The sequence below is a fragment of the Rhodococcus sp. UNC23MFCrub1.1 genome, assembly GCF_000686025.1.
Lineage (GTDB): Bacteria > Actinomycetota > Actinomycetes > Mycobacteriales > Mycobacteriaceae > Rhodococcoides.
The window spans coordinates 55,717-72,938 of the sequence record NZ_JMLQ01000012.1; the positions used below are offsets into that span (position 1 = coordinate 55,717).

A 17,222-nucleotide genomic window follows, 5' to 3' on the forward strand; every position below is an offset into this window, starting at 1 on the left:
AGTACGTCAGGGCGAGGCTACTGCGATGCACGCACCGTGTCCAGGCTCGGCCCAGCTCGGCCCGACAGAATGTCGCGCACGTAGTCGCACCATCTGATGTTCTCCTCCTCGAAAGCAATTCCGCGTGCGAGGGTGAGGAAGTGCCCGATTCTCGTTGTGTCCGCCAGGTACTCGGCCTCTGTCTGTCCGTCGAGCAATACTTCTCGAGATTGTTTGTACTGCAGCAGTTTGCGGGTCGAGGCGGCCCCCCTTGTGTCAAGGTGCGCCATGATCGCGTGGACGTCACCCACGTCCACTGCCTCGATCTGCACCAGTAGTTCGTCACGTACGGCTGTGGGCTTGGGTTCGCGAACGATGAACTGCTGCAGCGCGGCTCGTCCTTCGGAGGTGAGGCTGAACAGTCGCTTGTTCGGCCGTCGTTGCTGCTCGACCAGGCGTGCTTCGACGAGGCCGTCGGCCTCCAACTTGTCGAGTTCGCGATAGAGCTGTTGCGAGGTGCAACTCCAGAAATTCGCCACCGCGACGTCGAAGCTCTTCGTCATGTCGTAACCGGAGGACTCACCGTCGAGGAGTGCGGCGAGGATCGCGTTCCGTAGAGCCATTGCGCGATGCTACATCGGGGTAGGTGTCGAATTGAGTACTCAGCGGCATCCTGGGCGCGACGTACCGTCGCGGTCGATGTGTGAAGGCTGCCCGGCGCAGACCACCCGAGCGATGAGCGTTTCGAACCTCCCGGTCCGATCGATGGCACGATGAGAAACAGAGGCGGCTCGGAACGGGGGCATCGGCGTGAACGACGGCGCCGACGGTGCCGCGGTGATCGTCACCTCCGCCGAGAATTCGGATGCACGTTCGCTCATGCACGCGACGAGCGCATCGGCGACGGCGGTGGCGGATGTGCTGTACGTGCACGGGTGCGGTCCCGATCGGGCTGCGATCGACGACAACGCGGTGTGCACGATCACGTCGGGTGATCCGTTGGATCGCTTGCGGTGGCCGGCGCTCGTCGAGCAATGTCGTCGCTGGGCGTGGGGTGGGTGCAGATCTATCCGATCGGTTCCGGTGATCGTGCATCGGGGACGATGCAGATGCATCGATGCACCCCGCCGACGCGTCGATGGCCCGGGGAAGTCGACGTCTTCGTTTCCAAGCTGGCCCGCGTGTTGGGTGATGACCTGGTCGGCCACGTCGGGATCGACGGTCTCATGCGTCACCATGTCGATCTGCAGTCTGCGAACATCGCGATCGGCATGCTGATGGCACGTCATGATCTGGCGGCAGACGATGCCTCGGCTCTGCTGCGGGCCCGCGTTTATGCGTTGTCGATCTCGTTGGTCGAGGTGGCCCGGTGGGTCATCGACGGTGGCGACGTCACTGCCGGAACGGTCTGACAGTGGTCGGATCGACCACCACGTCACCCTGCCTGCGTCGGGATCACGCGAGCCGTCGCGAGAGCGGATGACTACCGGGTCACGACTTTCGATCGGTGACGTCGTTCGAATGAGCCTCGACGTGCCCGACAAGCTGAGTCGCCTTCACTCGGTATGACGCGATCGTCCGGCCACGACCGGATCGGACCGGCAGCGCCACTTCACCTCGGCGAGGGGTTTTTGATGGGTCCACCTGCTTGATCCGACGATGTCGCAATCGGCACACTGCAGGTGACCACCTCGCTCCCGGTGCCACCTCATGCATGCGGACCACGTCGCACCAGTCCTCATCGCAGTGGCCGCGAGGTACCCCGACGCAGACAGGATCCTGACCATGACCGGCGGACGAGACCGACGCATCGCCCCGAAGACGACGGAACTGATCGCAGCGTGTTGGACGTCGGCGGGTGATGTCCGCCCCGACGCGCCACACCCTGTGAGTCCGATTCCGATCGCGGACCGGATCACGGCGGTCTCCGATGCCGGGTTCGCCGGCATGGGGATCGTCGCCGCGGACCTCGCGGTCATTCGCGACGACATCGGACTACCGGCCCTGCGGAGCATGCTCGACGATTCACCGTTGCGGTATGTCGAGATCGAACTGCTGGAACGGTGGTGGATCCCCAGAGGAGAGAACGGAAGCACCCACGACACTCGCGACCTGCTGCTGGAGGCCGCCGAGATCCTCCGGCCGACGCACATCAAGATCGGCTCGGAGAATGCGCCGCCCCGGGACCTCGAACCCTTGGTCGACGCCTTACGCGTGTTGACCCGCGAGGCCGCGGAGCGCGGCACCCGCATCGCCATCGAACCGATGCCGTTCTCGATCATCTCCACCATCCCGGATGGGGCCGACCTCGCCCGCGCCACAGGAGATCCCGCGTGCGGCGTGATCGTCGATGCCTGGCACGTCTTCCGCGCCGGCACCACCTTCGACGAACTGCGATCTTCCCTGACCGGCGACGTCGTGTTCGGTGTGGAACTCGACGACGCCGACGAGGACGTCGTCGGATCATTGTTCGACGACACGATCGACAACCGGCGACTGTGCGGTGAGGGAGTGTTCGACCTGAACGGACTGATCAGTGTTCTGCGCGAGGTCGGATACGACGGAACCTGGGGTGTCGAGATCTTGTCCGACGACTTCCGGCGCATGCCCCTCGATCGCGCCCTCACCCGAGCGCACGAGAGCGCAGTCGCACTGGTGCATCCCCTGCCATGACGTCCGGTCGGCGAGGTCGATCCACTGTCAAATGATCGTGGGGAGTACACCGCCGTCGGCGCGAATGGCTGAGCCGTTGATGGCCGAGGAGCGAGGACTTGCCAGGAACGTGACCAGGTCGGCAACCTCCTCGGGTTCGATGAAGCGTTCAATGAGTGAACTCGAGCGCACCAGCGACGACGTCAGATCCTCCGGCGGGACGCGCTGGGCGGACGCGATCCCCTCGACCGCTTCGGCGACGCCATCGGAGTAGGTCGGGCCGGCAAGAACGGTGTTCACCGTAACGGCGGTACCTCTGGTGAGTTTGGCCAGCCCATTGCCGAGAGCCAGTGCCGTGGCCTTGGTCGCTCCGTAGTGGACCATGTCGACAGGGACATCGATCGCCGACTCTGTGCCTGTGAAGATGATCCTTCCCCATCCTCTGTCGATCATTCCACCGAGCAGGGCTCGCGAAAGCCGAACTGCGCTCATCACATTGATGTCGAAATAACGCGACCACTGCTCGTCGTTGATCTCGAAGAAGGGCGCGACCTCGAACACGCCGACATTGTTGACCAGAATGTCCACCTGTCCCAGCCTGCCCAGAAGTGTGGATACCTGTTCCATCTCGCACATGTCCGCTGAGATGCCGTCGACACTCGCGCCGGGGACGGCCTTCCGGAGACGGGTCACAGCCCCGATCACCTTCTCCTCGGTGCGACCGTTGAGGACGACCGATGCGCCTTCGGCTGCGCACGCTGCGGCCACGGCGTACCCGATGCCTCGAGTGGAGCCGCTGACGAAGACCCGTCGTCCCGTGAGGTCCAGGTTCACGGCTACTCCTCCAGTCATTTTGCTTGCCTGAGCAACTCAACTGTAGCGGCAGACACTTTCCCGAGCAATCAATGGGTAGGGTGCGAGTCATGGACGAACCGCTGCATCCCGTCGACTTCACGGCCGACGAGCTCGGGACGTGGTCCTCGTTCGCCACGATGCTCGAGTGGCTTCCGGTTGCTCTCGACGCTCAGCTGCAACGCGATTCGGGTATGAGTCATTTCGAGTACGGACTGCTCTACGCCCTGTCGCGTGCCGAGGGGCGCACAGTGCGCATGAGTACGCTGGCAGGCTTCGCCAACAGCACTCTGTCGCGTTTGTCCCGCGCTGTGGCACGGCTGGAGCGCCGCGGGTGGGTGCAGCGTTCCCCCGATCCGATCGATGGCCGGGTCACGACAGCGACCCTGACGCCGAGCGGTCTCGATGTCACGCGGGCTGCCACACCGGCTTACGTGGCCCTGGTCCGGACGCTGGTGTTCGGCTCGCTCACCGGCGGTCAGGCAGAGGAACTCAGGCGCATCAGCTCGCAGATCGCCAGTTCGATCGGTGCCGACGGTCGATGGGTTCCGGGTGGGTGACTTACGGAGATCCGAGCGCCCGTCGGAGAGGTCACGCGGGCCTGGTCGCCACGATCCCACCGGCGACGTCGAGGGTCGTCCCGTGTACGAAGGCAGCCTCGTCGCTCGCGTCGACGCATTCTCGTCCTCGACGAGCCGGTCTCGCTCGCCGCGGCCACGGTCGGCTACGTCAGCGCCGCGCATTTCTCGCGGGACTACCGCGCGGCCTACGAGGTGCCTGCGGCGTCCGATGCCGCGCGCCGACCACGAGCCGACACAGCCACCGGCTCGGGCATTCTCGCCGCGTGGCAGTCAGTCCTCGAGAAGGCTCAGCTCGTCCGTTGCGTGTCGTATCGGACGAGAGCAGCACCGGAAGGAAAGGCGCGGAACTCCCGCAGTACGAGGTGTCGTGGGGGAGTTCCGTCGAACATTCGCCTTCCGTGTCCCCTCGCGAACGGGTGGACGAAGAGCCTGTACTCGTCGACGAGATCTGCGCCGATCAGGGCATGGCAGAGGTCGATACTTCCCGTGCAGACGATGTCGGAGCCGTCGAGTGCGGTGATTCGTCCGATCTCCTCGACGAGCGGACCCGACAACACTGTGGTGTTCGCCCACCCCGGATCCTGCCGCGTCGAGGACACCACGTACTTCGCGACGCGGTTCAGATGTTCCGTCACGCCGGTCGTGTCATCGGTTCGAGGTGCCCAGAAATCGCGCATGCCCTCGAACGTCCTCCGTCCCACGAGAAAGCCGTCGGATGCGTCGCGCTGAGCGGCCAACGCCCTGTCCATGTCGGGATCGTGACCGGCGCGCGCGAACCAGTCATCGGTAGCTTCGATCACCCCGTCGACCGTGATGTTCTGGGTCACGACAAGTCGTCGCACGACTCGATCCTTTCTCGCGCGTGCTCAGCCACGGTCGACCGTGTCCCAGAACGCGCAGTGATGTTCGGCGCGGTGGTCGATCAGGTGTACCCCGGAGCCGGTGGCGGCATTGTCGAACTGCATGACAGTGGTCTCGATGCCGGTGGTGGCCGGCCACTCGGCACCGTCGGCAGGACCGGGTGTGCCGTTGTGGGCGAACGCAGCCCATGCCGCCACCATGGCGTCACCGAGCTCGCGTTGCCCTGGCCCCGTGAGGAGGTTCTCGCCGCCGAGATCGAACAGATACGGCAGGTCGGTGGCGTGCGCCGCGCCCTGCGGCATACCGGACGCCGACACTCCGCTGACATCGGGCGCACTGCGATCGGCGAATTCGTAGCTGTAGACCGGTGTCCCGTCGGCGGCGAGCTCACGGGCGCCACGGGAGGTCGTGCATGCCCAGGCGACGTCGGTGACCAGGGTCGCCCAGGCGACGGGCGCCGACTCGTAGTCCGCCAGCGGATAGTGCGCGCCGACGGATGCAGCGTCGGCGGGAAACGAGGCTTGGATGAGGGACTGGTAGTTGTCCGCCGTGACCGCCGCGGGATCGGTCAGGAGCAGTCCGCCGATGAAGGAACGGTGCTCGTCCCGGTTGCCGCCGGTCAGGACGGGCACGTGAAGCCAGTCTCCGGCCTCGACGGCGAGTGCGGGTTCCTGTGGGAGCAGGTCGGTGCCGTAGGCCAACGGATTGCCGAACGACGCGGCTTGCCCGAGCAGGGCATCGACGGGTCGTTCTCGCAGGCATCCCAACGGGTCGGGGTGGGTACACCCGAGTGCAGTGGCTACAACTACGCCCTGTGATTCACTGTCGGACAACGGGATAAGTGACGATGACGCGGGTAGTCCGGGGAACAGGGTGCCCGGGGGGCCATGCGAGACGGCAGGAACCGGAGGAGAAGATGGCGCGGTCGATCAGTCCTTCGGCGGCCGGTGAGGTGAGCGCCGCGCAGGTGGAGGTTCCACCGGCCGACTCCCCGTAGAGCGTCACCGAATCCGGGTCTCCGCCGAAGGCCGCGGCATTGTCGTTGGCCCAGCGCAGGGCGGCCACTTGATCGGCGAGACCGAAGTTGCCGGATCCTGCCAGGCCGGGGAGTCCAAGATATCCGAGCATCCCGAGTCGGTAGTTCGCCGAGACGACGATGACGTCACCCTGGTCGGCGAGCTTCTGCGCGTCGTACTGCGCGCCGGCTCCGCTGGTGAATCCGCCACCGTGCCACCACATCAGAATCGGACGAGGCTCGGCGCTCGCGCGTGCCGGGACGGTGACGTTCAGGAACAGGCAGTCCTCGTCGGTCGAGGAGACTGCCTGCGCGGTCTCGCCGGTCTGCGGACACGGTGAGCCCGCTTGCGTGGCGTCGAGGACCTCGTCGGTGTCGGGCACCGGCTCGGGGAGGGTCCATCGGCGGTCACCGGTGGGGGGTTGTGCATACCGCACGCCGAGAAACTGGTGCGTGTTCCCGACTGCGACTCCCTGCAAGGTTCCGGTCGTGCTGTCCACCAACAGGTTCGACTCGGTGTCCGGTTCGATCCCCGTCGAGGTGCACGCGGACACCATGAGAGTGGTGGCTGCGACGACGGCAGCGAGTGCGCGCCTCACGGGAGCGCCCGCGTTGCGGCGTCGAGGGTGTTCACGAGTTCGTCCGCGAGAACACCGGGGTCGGCTCCTGCTGCGGTGAGCCCGACCGCGGTGTCGAGAACGGCGCGAATGGTCAATGCCATGAGTGTCACATCGAAATCACGCATCTCGCCGGTCACCTGACCTCGTCGGAGAAGATCGGCGACGGACATCATCTCGGTCGCGTGCTCGGGTCGCTCGTCCCGTCGCAGGTTGTCCTCGGTGCGGCTGGTGTAGATCGCCGTGAGAGCTCGAAGGTGGATCGGGTGGCGGGCGTAGAAGGCGATGCTTCCCCGGACGAACGATGCCAGCCCGCGTCGCGGAGACGGGGCGGACTCGGTGTCGGGCTGCACTTCACGGCGGCCCAGGTCGTAGATCTCGTCGACCGCGGCCTCGAACAGTTCTCGTCGCCCGCCAGGGAAGTGGTAGTTCACCACCCCACGGCTGACGCCGGCGTGCTCGGCGATGCGTGAGAGTGATGCTCCTTCCACGCCCAGGTCGGCGAGAGAACGAATGGCAGCCTCGACGAGCTGTGCGCGTCGTGCCGAGCGAAGGAACGTGCGAGTCATGGTTCAGAATCTAGCAAGCATGACCATAATCTGACAGTACTGTCAGAAAATCCGAAGGGTCGAGATGCCCGCACGTCAGGCAGGCCCGCGAAGCTTCCCCCGTACGACGATGACTCCGACCAGGATCACCAGTGCCGCGACGACGAGCGCCGACGGTCCGCCCCGAGGTAGCGAGGTCAGAACCGGTGCGGCTGCGAACAGCGCGAGACCGAGCGGGGGCAGGGTCATCAGTCCCACCCCCGTCCCGTACCAGAGGCCTTGTCGTTTGTCCCAGTCCGATCTGGCCTGCACGGCTTCCTCGAAGCGGACGATCGCGATTCCGAGTGGTGTAGCGACGAGCAGCCACACCAGAGGCGACGTCGGTAGTCCCGGTCGACCGAGAAGTGCATCCGTGATCAGAGTGGCACCGAGATAGGCCGGCAGGAACATACTCGCCGCCAGAACGACTCCGAGCGTGACGTCTGAAGGTTCGTCACCTGAAGGCGACCCGACAGACGAGGTCGGGTCGGGACTCATGACTCGAGCGTATCGTCACCGAGGAGATCGAGGGCGGTGTGCCGCCACCGCGCCGTGCACTGTTGTCAGGACCCAGCGCGGACACATCAGACTTCTGCGCGAGTGGACCGTTCACCGCGATCCGATCGCCGAGCGTGGTCTGTCGCGCGACTATCGGCGGTCATTCCCCGGTGTCCCCGTCGATGCACTGGCGGAGGAGATCTGCGTGTCCGTTGTGTCGGGCGTACTCCTCGATCAGGTGCAGGTGAATCCAGCGCAGCGAGACCTGCAGGCCGTCGACCGTGCCGATCGACAACGCTTCCAGGTCGGTGTTCGCGGCGAGGGCCCGACTGTCCTGGACGGCCCTGTCGTAGGCGGCGAACACCTCCGCGACAGGTGCCGAGTCGAGGCTGTCGAAGTCTCCGTCGGGCTCGGCGTCCGAGTAGTACAGAGGTGGGCGTTCACGGCCCGCGAGCCGTCCGGCGTACCAACTACGTTCGACTTCTGTCAGGTGTCTCACCAAGCCGAGAAGGGACAGAGTGGACGGCGGTATCGACCGCATTGTCAACTGCGCGTCGGTGAGACCGTGGCACTTCCACAGCAGAGTTGCTCGGTGGTAGTCCAACCACGATTCGAGCATGGTCACTTCGTCCGCGACGAACGGCGGTTCCACGCGGTTCACAGGGTCGGTCATGGTCGAACTCTATGTCCGGACACCGACACGTGGGTTCGACCGACTCGATGCTACGGATCCAGGTGAGCTGCGCGAGTGGGTCATCCCGAGCGTTCAGTCAGTGGAAAGCGGACTCCGGGTGCTGACGCGCCGTCGAGGACCATGTCGCGCGGACGGTGGTCCCCGTGCCCGAACGATCCACTGTCGACGATGTGCTCAGTGCCGTGATGAGCGGCAGGCCGTTACCCCGAAGAGCGTTGTGCACAGGCAGTTTCCACCGCCCGAGATCAGCGACGGTGACGTCCAGCGCGCCGAGGTCGACCGAGTAGGTGGCGCTGATCTGCATCGTGCCGACACCGTCCGTGTCGAGGTACGCGTGGTCGACGACATTGGCCATCGCTTCGTACACCGCCAGCACCACATCGGCTCTGCGGGCATCGTCGAACGGCAGGATACGGAGCCAGGCGGCCAATGCTCTGCGTACGGCGCCGATGCACAGGGCGTCAGCGGGGACATCGGACATGACGAGGCCCGGGTTCCGGACGCTCGGACCGAGAGTGCTGTCTGTGACACCGTCATGGGTCGCGTCCAGCACGCCCGCCGTGCGACCGTTCAGGACGACACCGCGGCCAGTGCCGCGTCGAGGTCGGCGTGGAGCGAGAGCATCTCGTCCATTCCGACCAGCGTGAGTGGACGGGTGGTCGCGGGCCCGTTCGACACGACAGCGAGCGCGACGAGTGCGCCGAGTCGGCGGTGCGTGTCGATGAGGGCCGTCATGCCGGTGGAAGAGAGAAAATCGACGTCGGTCAGGTCGATGATCACCGCGGAGGGCACGTCGTCCGACAGTGCTCGGTCGAGACCTGCCGTCAGCATGGGCGTGGACTCGAGGTCCAGATCGCCGCGGACCGACACGATGAGTACAGACCCGGGCAACGGTGACCTGGACGGATCGTCGGTCTACGTCCTGCTCGCTTGCGCGATCAAGGGTCACTGCGGTACCGCCACGACCGAGGTGACCGTGCGTTCCGCGAGTACCGACACGCGCACGTTCTCACGTTGCGATTGCTCGACCAGAGCGGCGAAGGCCGCGTCCGCGGTGATACCCCGAACTGCCATGACGATGCCCTTCGCCTGTTCGATGCAGGCGCGGGTCTCCATCGCTCTGCGGAGGTTGCCTGACTCTTCCCGAGCGTCCGCGGTGTGCCGCGATTCCCACACCGCGACCTCCACGGCGGTCACGAGCACCGTGACCAGCACCTCGTCGATGTCGCTGAAGCCGTGATCGCCGAAGCTGTAGATGTTCAGCGATCCCGCATGTTCGGAATCGACGTCCAGGGGTGCGGACAGGAAGCTGCGCACACCGGCCTCGGAGGCTGCCGCGGCGAAGAGCGGCCATCGCGCCGCAGCATCCTCGACGTGCACGCACACGATGCGCCCGGTCCGGGCGGCTTCGAGGCAGGGCCCCTCGTTCACGCGGTACTGATCGGCATCGATGTCGCTGACTCGGGAATCCGACCGCGCCGCGGTCTCCGGGTTCGCCGCGTCGTGATGCAGGAGGGTCACCCCGGCCATGTCCGCTCCGGGGATCGCGGCGACCGCCTGTTCGCACAAGCCCTGGAGGAGGATCTCGAACCGACTGTGCGACAGCAGGAGTCCACGAAAGGCATCCAATGCGTCGAAGGTGTCCGCGGCGAAGTACCGCATCGTGATCGCCGTGCGAACCCCGCCGGCCGTGCGGGACGACAACGCTCCTGCGATCTCGTCGTCGAAGGCGTTCGCGGCGGCCAGTGCGGCCGCCGTGCTGTGATCGTCCGGGGGCAGGCCGGACGTGACCGAATCCGTCATGCGGAGTCCTCTGTGGTGTAGTCATGACACCTGTCGACGTGCGCGGAGGACGCTGCGCGGTGATGACTTCACCGGATGCGCCCAACCGTACGCCGCGGGTCAACCCCACACACGGTATGTCGCAATGCGCGACCCCCGTACGAACGGTCGATGCTCGTCGGACGCGGACTTACTAGTGACGTGTGGGTGCGCGGGAGGTGGCACGGCGCAGGAATGCGCGGTCACGACCACGGGACAGTGTGGCCGGGTTGTGAGACCGCCAGACAATGGTTCGGCCGCGCTCTCGGTGGAAGGCCCGAATCTAAAATTCGTGCATGGAGCACCCAGAAGTTCGCCGAAACGGCCTGTCATGACTGCCACAGTGGAGCAGAAAGGCTCTGTCTCCGTCGAGATCGACGGTGCGGTCGCATGGGCCGTGATCAGCAATCCGACTCGTCGCAACGCATTGAGCGCAGCGATGATGCGCGATCTGCACGCGCGACTGCAAGAGCTGGACAAACGCCCCGACATCCGCGCCATCGTGCTGCGCGGGGAAGGTTCGGAGGCATTCGTCTCCGGAGCCGACATCTCGGAGTTCGAATCGCAGCACGGTTCCACCGATGCCAAGCAGGCCGCCGACGACGCCATCGCCGCGTTGTTCTTCGGACTCGCCGCCATGCACACGCCGACCATCGCGATGGTGCACGGCTTCTGCATGGGCGCCGGCGTCGCCGTCGCGCTCACCGCGGACATCCGCATCGCCGATGAGGCGTGCGCGTTCGCGATTCCCGCCGCACGTCTGGGAATTGCATACCCGGTTCCGCCGACGCGCGTGCTGCAGCGCATGGTCGGCTCCGGTCACGCCGCCGAGATGCTCTACACCGGCGGTCGCGTCACGGCAGAGACCGCGCTCTCCATCGGTCTCGTGAATCGGGTGGTTCCGAAAGACCAGTTGCACGAGGCCGTACGCACACTCGCGACGACCATCGCGGCCAATTCACCCATGTCGGTGCGGGCTGTGAAGGTGGCCCTCGCGAGCGACCTCTACCCCGAGATGCTCTCCGAAGCCGAGGCTTTCGTGGCCATGTGCGCCGGCTCGGACGATGCCGTGGAAGGTGGGCGCGCCTTCATGGAGAAGCGGCGACCCAAGTTCACAGGCGTCATGTCCTGACGCAGTCCTGCAACCACATCCGGGTTGCGAGAATCATGTGGGCCGGTCGTACCGACTGAACGCATCGGGTCGAGGCGGTACTCGAGGTGCGCTCGTTGTTCGCGTTCGCGCTGGCTGCCGGGGAGTCGACCATCGGGTCACTGGAGTTGTACCGCACCGCGCCGGAGGTGCACTCGGCCATCGGGATGCTCGCTGCCCGGTTGCGTATCCCGATCGACGATGCGGCGGTTCGGCTCCGCGGGCACGCGTACGCCGAATCGCAACCCATCAGCAGCGTCGCCCGCGACCTGATGCGGCGTGTACTCGACCCTCGAATTCTCGACGATTGAACGCGCTCGTGTCCGCGACGCCGTCTCGACCTCGTGGGGCGGTCGAGCGCATTCCGAGTGAGCGCGACCTCAGAGACCCACCCACTCGCTGGTGCCGCCGGGGAACTGCTGGCGTTTCCAGATGGGTACCTCGGTCTTGATGTGGTCGACCAACGCCTCCAACGCTGTGAACGCCTCGGCGCGATGGGGAGACGCGACCGCGGCGACGAGAGCGGTGTCACCGATCGTCAGGTCGCCGACGCGATGCACGGCCGCCGTCGGCAGACCGGACGACGCGGCCGCGTCCTCGCAGCAGCGCCGGAGGAACTTCTCGGCGTCGGGGTGGGCTCGGTACTCGAGTGCGGACACCGACTCGCCGTGGTCGTGGTCGCGCACGACTCCCCAGAACACCAGCACGGCGCCGCGTTCGGGGCCGGTGACGGCGTCGGCGACCTCCGCTGGATCGATGGGATCGCTCGAGATCCTGGCGAGAACCGTTGTCCTCGGGCGCCTGTCGCCCACGTCGGATGCTGAAGCAGCACCCGGCGTACCGGCAGCGGCGTGTCGATACGGCGGGCGCTCCGTCTTCGGCCGCCCGCCAGTGGTGTTGCTCTGGACCATGAACCGTCTCTTCCGCTCGTGGTGATCAGATGTGGCCGCTCGATCAGAGCACTGTCGCCGTGACCGTCGCGCCGGCATCGAGGGAAGGAACCTCGCCGTCCAGCTCCACGAGACAGCGCGCCTCCCGTACCGCCCCGAGTCCGTGTCGTCCCGAACCGGTGAGAAGAGCGAGCGACCCGTCGGGGCGTTCGGCGGCGAGATCCAGAGTGTGTCGGCCGGGCCTCCTGACCAGCGGGTCGGCCAGAGGTATCTGCACGGTGGGCCTGTTGTCCGGCACCAGACCCATGGCGCGCCGGAGAATCGGTCGCGCGAGGATTTCGAACGAGGCGTAGGCCGCGAGGGGGTTGCCGGGAAACGTCAGCAGAGTCGTACCGAAGGCGGTCCCGGCACCCTGCGGCCGCCCGGGCGACATCGAGACGCCGGTGAAACGCACGCCGTGGGGCGTGAGCGTCTGCTTGACCACCTCGTGATCCCCCGTGCTGACTCCGCCCGAGGTGATGACGACGTCCGCACGTGCTCCGAGGTCTTCGAGGTGTGCACGAAGCCGGTTCACCGAATCCGACACGGCGACACAGGCGACGAGTTCGGCGCCGCAGTCCTCGACCGCGGCGGACAGGAGTGCCGAGTTCGCATCGTGGATCGAACCGTGTCGCAGGGGAGCGGAGGTGTCGACGATCTCGGCGCCGGTCGACACCACGGCGACACGGATTCGACGATGCACGAGAACCTGCCCCACACCGGACGCGGCCAGCAGTCCGATCCGCGACGGTGTCAGGACCGTACCCGCACCGAAGAGCCGCTCGGGAGGCATGAGGTCCTCGCCGGTCCGCCGCACGTGCGCACCGAGCGTGCCGGGACGACGAAACGCCACCTGCAGCCCGTCGTACCGAGCGTCCTCCACCGGCACCACCGCATCGGCCCCGACAGGAAGGGGTGCGCCGGTCATGATGCGCGCCACCGTTCCCGCGCGCAGCTCTTTCGGTACCGGGTGTCCTGCGGGTATCAGGTGGGACACGGGGAGCCGAACCAGCGCGTCCGCTCCGGCAGTGGCCAGGTCAGCGGTATGCACCGCATATCCGTCGACTGCGGAGTTGTCGAACGGCGGAAGCGGGATCGACGCGGTCACTTCCTCGGCCAGGACGAGTCCCGTGGCCGCCGCCAGCGGTGTCAGCACTGTCGGCGTACGCGAGATCAGGCCGGCGATGATCCTTCGGTGCTGCTCCACCGTCCGCAGGCTCGGTGCCGACGGCATCACGGCGAGGGTGCGCCGACGACGACCGCGGACACGAGGGCCGTGTCCACGCCGGTGGCACCGAACTTCGCTGCGCCGCCCGGAGATCCGATGATGTCGAAGAAGTCCACGTTGGTCGAGATGTACGCGGACCACTGAGTGGGCACGTCCTCCTCGTAGAAGATCGCCTCCACCGGACACACCGGTTCACACGCTCCGCAGTCGACGCATTCGTCCGGATGGATGTAGAGCATGCGGTCACCCTGATACATGCAGTCGACCGGGCACTCCTCGATGCAGGCCCTGTCCAGAACATCGACGCACGGCTCCGCCACCACGTAAGTCATGAAAACCCCTTCTATGTCTACAGCCATAGTACAGAGAAACGAGTGCAGCGCAACGCATCTCGTGACGAGAGTCGGCAAGATGCGTGATGTGTGCGTATGCACAGCATGTCCGACGCGAACGTGTACCGATACCTCTTGTCATCGCCATCCGGTCCCCGCGACACTCGCCATCAGGGCCAGGTGACGCTGCTGTAGGCGATTCGTGACCGGGCAACCCACCCTCGACCGACAGATCGAGTCGATCATGCGCGGCGACGATCACCACATACACCGACTGGAGACGATCGTGACGGACGAGAACGGCACCGGCTGGCAGAAGACCGCGTGCATTCTGTGCGAGAACAACTGCGGCATCACCGTTTCCATGGAAGGCCGAAGTATTGCCAAGATACGTGGCGACAAGGAACATCCCAAGTCGCTGGGGTACACGTGCAACAAGGCGCTTCGACTGGATCACTACCAGAACGGCGGGTCACGACTGGACACCCCCATGCGACGCGAAGCCGACGGCACCTACAGCCCGATCGACTGGGACACGGCGATCAGCGAGATCGCACACCGTCTGCGGGCCGTGCGCGACGAACACGGCGGCGAGAGCATCTTCTTCTGCGGGGGTGGAGGACAGGGAAACCATCTGGGTGGCGCGTACGCCGGTGCCATGATGCGCGGACTCGGCGCGAGGTACAGATCGAACGCCATTGCGCAGGAGAAGACCGGTGAAGCCTGGGTGGACGCGCACCTCACCGGTGGGCACACGGTGGGCGACTTCGACCGCGCGCAGGTCAGCGTCTTCCTCGGAAAGAATCCGTGGCAGTCTCACGGTGTCGCTCGGGCGCGCACCGTGTTGCAGGAGATCGGCAAGGACCCGAACAGATCGATGATCGTTCTGGACCCGGTACGTACGGAGACAGCGGAGCGCGCCGACCTCCATCTCCAGGTCAAGCCGGGAACCGATGCCTGGTGCCTCGCTGCCGTTCTGGCCGTCATCATCGACGACGGAATGATGGACCACGCCTTCCTCCGTGAGCACACGGCCGGTGTCGAGCAGGTCGTGGCGGCTGTCCGCAGACTCGACGTTTCCGCGTACGCGCGGACGTGTGGGGTGGACGAGTCGTCGATCAGACGAGCCGCGCATCTCATCGGGACAGCGGACAGCGTCTCGGTGTACGAGGATCTCGGAGTGCAGCAGAGCCCTAACAGCACCTTGGTGTCGTACCTCGAGAAGCTCATCTGGCTGATCACCGGAAATTTCGCGAAGAGCGGCGCGATGCAGAATCACTCGTGGATGGCGCCGGTGGTGAACTACTCGCTGGACGTGAAACACACACCGGTCCACGGCACTCCGATGTTCGGCGGGCTGGTTCCAGGTAACGCCATCGCGGAAGAGGTGTCGAACGATCACCCCGCGAGATTCCGGGCGATGGTGATCGAGTCGTCCAACCCAGCGCATTCGATGGCCGACTCGGCGAGCTTCCGGCAGGCCATGGACGACCTCGAGTTCAGCCTCGTGATCGATGTCGCCATGACAGAGACCGCACGGTGCGCCGATTACGTGCTGCCCGCGTCCAGCCAGTTCGAGAAGTGGGAGGCAACCTTCTTCAGTCTGGAGTTCCCACGCAACAGTTTTCAGCTCCGGGCGCCGATCCTGGACCCGCTGCCGGGCACATTGCCCGAACCCGAGATCTACGCACGACTGATCGACGCTCTCGGGCTGATCGAACCGTGGTGGCTCGCGCTGCTGCGTGGAGCGCTGAAGCTCGGTCACAAGGTGTACGGCGCCGTTTTTCTCGCGCTGCTCAGACTGGACAAGAGGTCCGTCCCGGTCGCGGCATACCTGCTCTACGCGACACTGGGGCCCACGCTCCCGGACGGTGCGACATCGGCCTCGGTCATGTGGGCGTTGTCCCAGAAAATCTTCCATGAACATCCCGGCTCGGTCCGCGCAGCAGGCCATCGCAACGCCGAGGCCCTGTTCACCGCGATCCTGGAGAACAGATCAGGCGTCGAGATCACCGTGGACGATCTGGACGGTGGAGCGTGGAACTATGTTCCCGCTGCGAACCGGCCGATACAGCTGGCCATCACACCCCTGCTGGAGTCGTTGACGGCGTTGACCGGCAAGAACCCGTCCCATGTCAGCGACGAATTCCCGTTCGTTCTCTCCGCCGGCGAGCGACGCGCGTTCACAGCGAACACCATCTTCCGGGATGACACGTGGCGCAAGCGGGGCGGAAACGGCGCCTTGCGCATCTGCCCCGTCGATGCCGAGAAGCTCGGTCTCTCCGAGGGTTCCAGTGCCCGGATCACGACTGCCAAGGGTTCAGCGATGGCACACGTGGAGATCACGGACACCATGCAGCCCGGCCACATCGCCCTGCCGAACGGGTTCGGACTCGACCTTCCCGGTTCGGCCCGCGTGGGAGTGGCACCCAACGAGTTGACCGACGCTGCCCGCCGCGACGAGTACTCGGCCACCCCCTGGCACAAGAACGTGCCCGCACGCGTGGACGCGATGCACACTCCGGAGTGAGTGCGCCGGCGCAGTGAACACGGGCACGCGGCATCGACACTGCGGCACGTGTTGCGACCCTGCACCGTTGGTAGTAACCAGTTTCCCGAATCTGTCACAACATCGTTATCACAGGAGGATTCATCATGCGACTGTCTACTCGCAACCAGCTCGTCGGCACCATCACCGAGGTCACTCTCGGTAGCGTGATGGCGACCGTGAAGGTACGTCTCGACGGCGGCGACCAGACCGTCACCTCCTCGATCACACGAGAGGCGGCCGAAGACCTCGGCCTCGAAGTGGGTCAGCAGGCAACCGCGTTCGTCAAGTCCACCGAGGTGACGATCGGCGTCGAGTGACCCCGCTAGCGGTCTCGGGTCGACACCGCTAGCCGCCGGCGAAGGGCGGCAGGACGTCGACCCGGGAACCGACCGGGTAGGCCTCGTCGCGGACCATCTCGTCGCCGATGAGGAACACCGCCACCGCCAGCACACGATTCAATTTCTGCCCGTGGCGTCCACGCAGCGCCGACTTCACGTCCGCCACGGTCGCGCCGACCCTCAGGTCGTACGACTCCTGCGTGGTGCCCGCAGCATCCGCGGCCCCCGCGAAGTACCGCACGTCCACCGTCACGGACTCAACCACCGATGGCACCCATCGAACGTTCCGGCGGCACGAAGTCCTCACGTTCCATCCCGTGGCCGGCCCACTTGTTCCACATCGCTCCACGCCAGAGGTCCGCGATCTCCTCGTCGGCCGCACCCCCGCGCAACGCCACCCGCAGATCGGTCTCGGAATCGCTGAACAGGCAGGACCGCACGGTCCCCTCCGCCGTCAACCGGGTCCGGTCGCAGTCGGCGCAGAAGGACCGGGTGACCGAGGCGATGATGCCCACCGTGGCGGGGCCACCGTTCACG

The 17,222-nt window shown here is 65.8% G+C and carries 22 protein-coding genes and 1 pseudogene; 7 read left to right on the forward strand and 16 right to left on the reverse strand.

All coding sequences use genetic code 11. From position 1 onward, the window contains the following. Nucleotides 1–17: 17 nt before the first annotated feature. Nucleotides 18–602 (reverse strand): PadR family transcriptional regulator, encoded by a 585-nt coding sequence (locus BR07_RS0121015; protein ID WP_027507098.1) that lies wholly within the window; start codon nucleotides 600–602, stop codon nucleotides 18–20. A 558-nt stretch (nucleotides 603–1,160) separates the two neighbouring features. On the opposite strand from BR07_RS0121015, the gene BR07_RS27150 reads away from it, so the two are divergent. Continuing rightward, nucleotides 1,161–1,391: an ANTAR domain-containing protein gene (locus BR07_RS27150; RefSeq protein ID WP_155957134.1), complete on the forward strand. Its 231-nt coding sequence runs from the start codon at nucleotides 1,161–1,163 to the stop codon at nucleotides 1,389–1,391. Nucleotides 1,392–1,764: 373 nt separating this feature from the next. After that, entirely contained in the window at nucleotides 1,765–2,652 is an 888-nt protein-coding gene (locus tag BR07_RS0121030; RefSeq protein ID WP_037187197.1) for a sugar phosphate isomerase/epimerase family protein, read from the forward strand. A 27-nt stretch (nucleotides 2,653–2,679) separates the two neighbouring features. Here the strand turns inward: BR07_RS0121030 and BR07_RS0121035 are convergent, their stop codons facing one another. Further along, a complete protein-coding gene (locus BR07_RS0121035) occupies nucleotides 2,680–3,465 on the reverse strand; it encodes an SDR family NAD(P)-dependent oxidoreductase (protein WP_027507102.1) in 786 nt (261 codons plus the stop codon). Between the two features lie 89 nt (nucleotides 3,466–3,554). On the opposite strand from BR07_RS0121035, the gene BR07_RS0121040 reads away from it, so the two are divergent. Beyond that, complete coding sequence (locus tag BR07_RS0121040; RefSeq protein ID WP_027507103.1) at nucleotides 3,555–4,043, forward strand: MarR family winged helix-turn-helix transcriptional regulator; 489 nt, start codon at nucleotides 3,555–3,557, stop codon at nucleotides 4,041–4,043. 308 nt (nucleotides 4,044–4,351) lie between these two features. On the opposite strand, the gene BR07_RS0121045 is transcribed toward BR07_RS0121040, so the two are convergent. From BR07_RS0121045 to BR07_RS0121080, 9 genes are all read right to left on the reverse strand, one after another. Beyond that, nucleotides 4,352–4,906, reverse strand: a complete 555-nt coding sequence (locus BR07_RS0121045) for a dihydrofolate reductase family protein (protein ID WP_027507104.1) — start codon at nucleotides 4,904–4,906, stop codon at nucleotides 4,352–4,354. 24 nt (nucleotides 4,907–4,930) lie between these two features. Continuing rightward, nucleotides 4,931–5,692, reverse strand: coding sequence for a carboxylesterase family protein (locus tag BR07_RS27820; RefSeq protein WP_269320109.1), 762 nt, complete (start codon nucleotides 5,690–5,692; stop codon nucleotides 4,931–4,933). Nucleotides 5,693–5,744: 52 nt separating this feature from the next. Next, a complete protein-coding gene (locus tag BR07_RS27825) occupies nucleotides 5,745–6,539 on the reverse strand; it encodes a carboxylesterase family protein (protein ID WP_269320110.1) in 795 nt (264 codons plus the stop codon). Next, nucleotides 6,536–7,126 carry a TetR/AcrR family transcriptional regulator gene (locus BR07_RS0121055; RefSeq protein ID WP_027507105.1) on the reverse strand — a complete coding sequence of 197 codons (591 nt, stop codon included), beginning with the start codon at nucleotides 7,124–7,126 and terminating at the stop codon, nucleotides 6,536–6,538. Before BR07_RS0121055 ends, BR07_RS27825 begins: the two co-directional genes overlap by 4 nt. A 75-nt stretch (nucleotides 7,127–7,201) precedes the next feature. Beyond that, entirely contained in the window at nucleotides 7,202–7,354 is a 153-nt protein-coding gene (locus BR07_RS27155) for a hypothetical protein (protein ID WP_155957135.1), read from the reverse strand. 448 nt (nucleotides 7,355–7,802) lie between these two features. After that, nucleotides 7,803–8,315, reverse strand: a complete 513-nt coding sequence (locus BR07_RS0121065; protein WP_027507107.1) for a DinB family protein — start codon at nucleotides 8,313–8,315, stop codon at nucleotides 7,803–7,805. Between the two features lie 97 nt (nucleotides 8,316–8,412). Then, nucleotides 8,413–8,817 carry an ATP-binding protein gene (locus BR07_RS25830; protein ID WP_081821462.1) on the reverse strand — a complete coding sequence of 135 codons (405 nt, stop codon included), beginning with the start codon at nucleotides 8,815–8,817 and terminating at the stop codon, nucleotides 8,413–8,415. Between the two features lie 89 nt (nucleotides 8,818–8,906). Beyond that, entirely contained in the window at nucleotides 8,907–9,227 is a 321-nt protein-coding gene (locus BR07_RS0121075; protein WP_027507108.1) for an STAS domain-containing protein, read from the reverse strand. Nucleotides 9,228–9,281: 54 nt separating this feature from the next. Continuing rightward, on the reverse strand, nucleotides 9,282–10,139 hold the full coding sequence (locus BR07_RS0121080; RefSeq protein ID WP_051613667.1) for a GAF and ANTAR domain-containing protein: 858 nt from the start codon (nucleotides 10,137–10,139) through the stop codon (nucleotides 9,282–9,284). Between the two features lie 349 nt (nucleotides 10,140–10,488). On the opposite strand from BR07_RS0121080, the gene BR07_RS0121085 reads away from it, so the two are divergent. Both BR07_RS0121085 and BR07_RS0121090 read left to right on the forward strand, forming a co-directional pair. Then, nucleotides 10,489–11,289, forward strand: a complete 801-nt coding sequence (locus tag BR07_RS0121085; protein ID WP_027507110.1) for an enoyl-CoA hydratase-related protein — start codon at nucleotides 10,489–10,491, stop codon at nucleotides 11,287–11,289. A gap of 86 nt (nucleotides 11,290–11,375) precedes the next feature. Then, nucleotides 11,376–11,618: a hypothetical protein gene (locus BR07_RS0121090; protein WP_027507111.1), complete on the forward strand. Its 243-nt coding sequence runs from the start codon at nucleotides 11,376–11,378 to the stop codon at nucleotides 11,616–11,618. 69 nt (nucleotides 11,619–11,687) lie between these two features. Here BR07_RS0121090 and BR07_RS0121095 read toward each other — a convergent pair whose 3' ends face one another. The 3 genes from BR07_RS0121095 to fdxA form a co-directional block, all read right to left on the reverse strand. After that, the gene (locus BR07_RS0121095; protein ID WP_027507112.1) at nucleotides 11,688–12,119 is read right to left on the reverse strand and encodes a molybdenum cofactor biosynthesis protein MoaE; all 432 of its coding nucleotides are present in this window, start codon (nucleotides 12,117–12,119) and stop codon (nucleotides 11,688–11,690) included. A gap of 142 nt (nucleotides 12,120–12,261) precedes the next feature. Further along, the gene (locus BR07_RS0121100; RefSeq protein WP_051613668.1) at nucleotides 12,262–13,470 is read right to left on the reverse strand and encodes a molybdopterin molybdotransferase MoeA; all 1,209 of its coding nucleotides are present in this window, start codon (nucleotides 13,468–13,470) and stop codon (nucleotides 12,262–12,264) included. After that, nucleotides 13,470–13,796, reverse strand: a complete 327-nt coding sequence (fdxA, locus tag BR07_RS0121105) for a ferredoxin (RefSeq protein ID WP_027507114.1) — start codon at nucleotides 13,794–13,796, stop codon at nucleotides 13,470–13,472. Before fdxA ends, BR07_RS0121100 begins: the two co-directional genes overlap by 1 nt. Before the next feature lie 244 nt (nucleotides 13,797–14,040). On the opposite strand from fdxA, the gene BR07_RS0121110 reads away from it, so the two are divergent. After that, nucleotides 14,041–16,326: a molybdopterin-dependent oxidoreductase gene (locus BR07_RS0121110; RefSeq protein WP_081821463.1), complete on the forward strand. Its 2,286-nt coding sequence runs from the start codon at nucleotides 14,041–14,043 to the stop codon at nucleotides 16,324–16,326. 125 nt (nucleotides 16,327–16,451) lie between these two features. Continuing rightward, a complete protein-coding gene (locus BR07_RS0121115) occupies nucleotides 16,452–16,664 on the forward strand; it encodes a TOBE domain-containing protein (protein ID WP_027507116.1) in 213 nt (70 codons plus the stop codon). A gap of 28 nt (nucleotides 16,665–16,692) precedes the next feature. Here BR07_RS0121115 and BR07_RS0121120 read toward each other — a convergent pair whose 3' ends face one another. Next, nucleotides 16,693–16,959, reverse strand: coding sequence for a MoaD/ThiS family protein (locus BR07_RS0121120; RefSeq protein ID WP_027507117.1), 267 nt, complete (start codon nucleotides 16,957–16,959; stop codon nucleotides 16,693–16,695). Then, nucleotides 16,943–17,222 (reverse strand): annotated as a pseudogene (locus BR07_RS0121125) (GTP 3',8-cyclase MoaA); the annotation flags it as partial. The gene BR07_RS0121120 and the pseudogene BR07_RS0121125, both read right to left, overlap by 17 nt.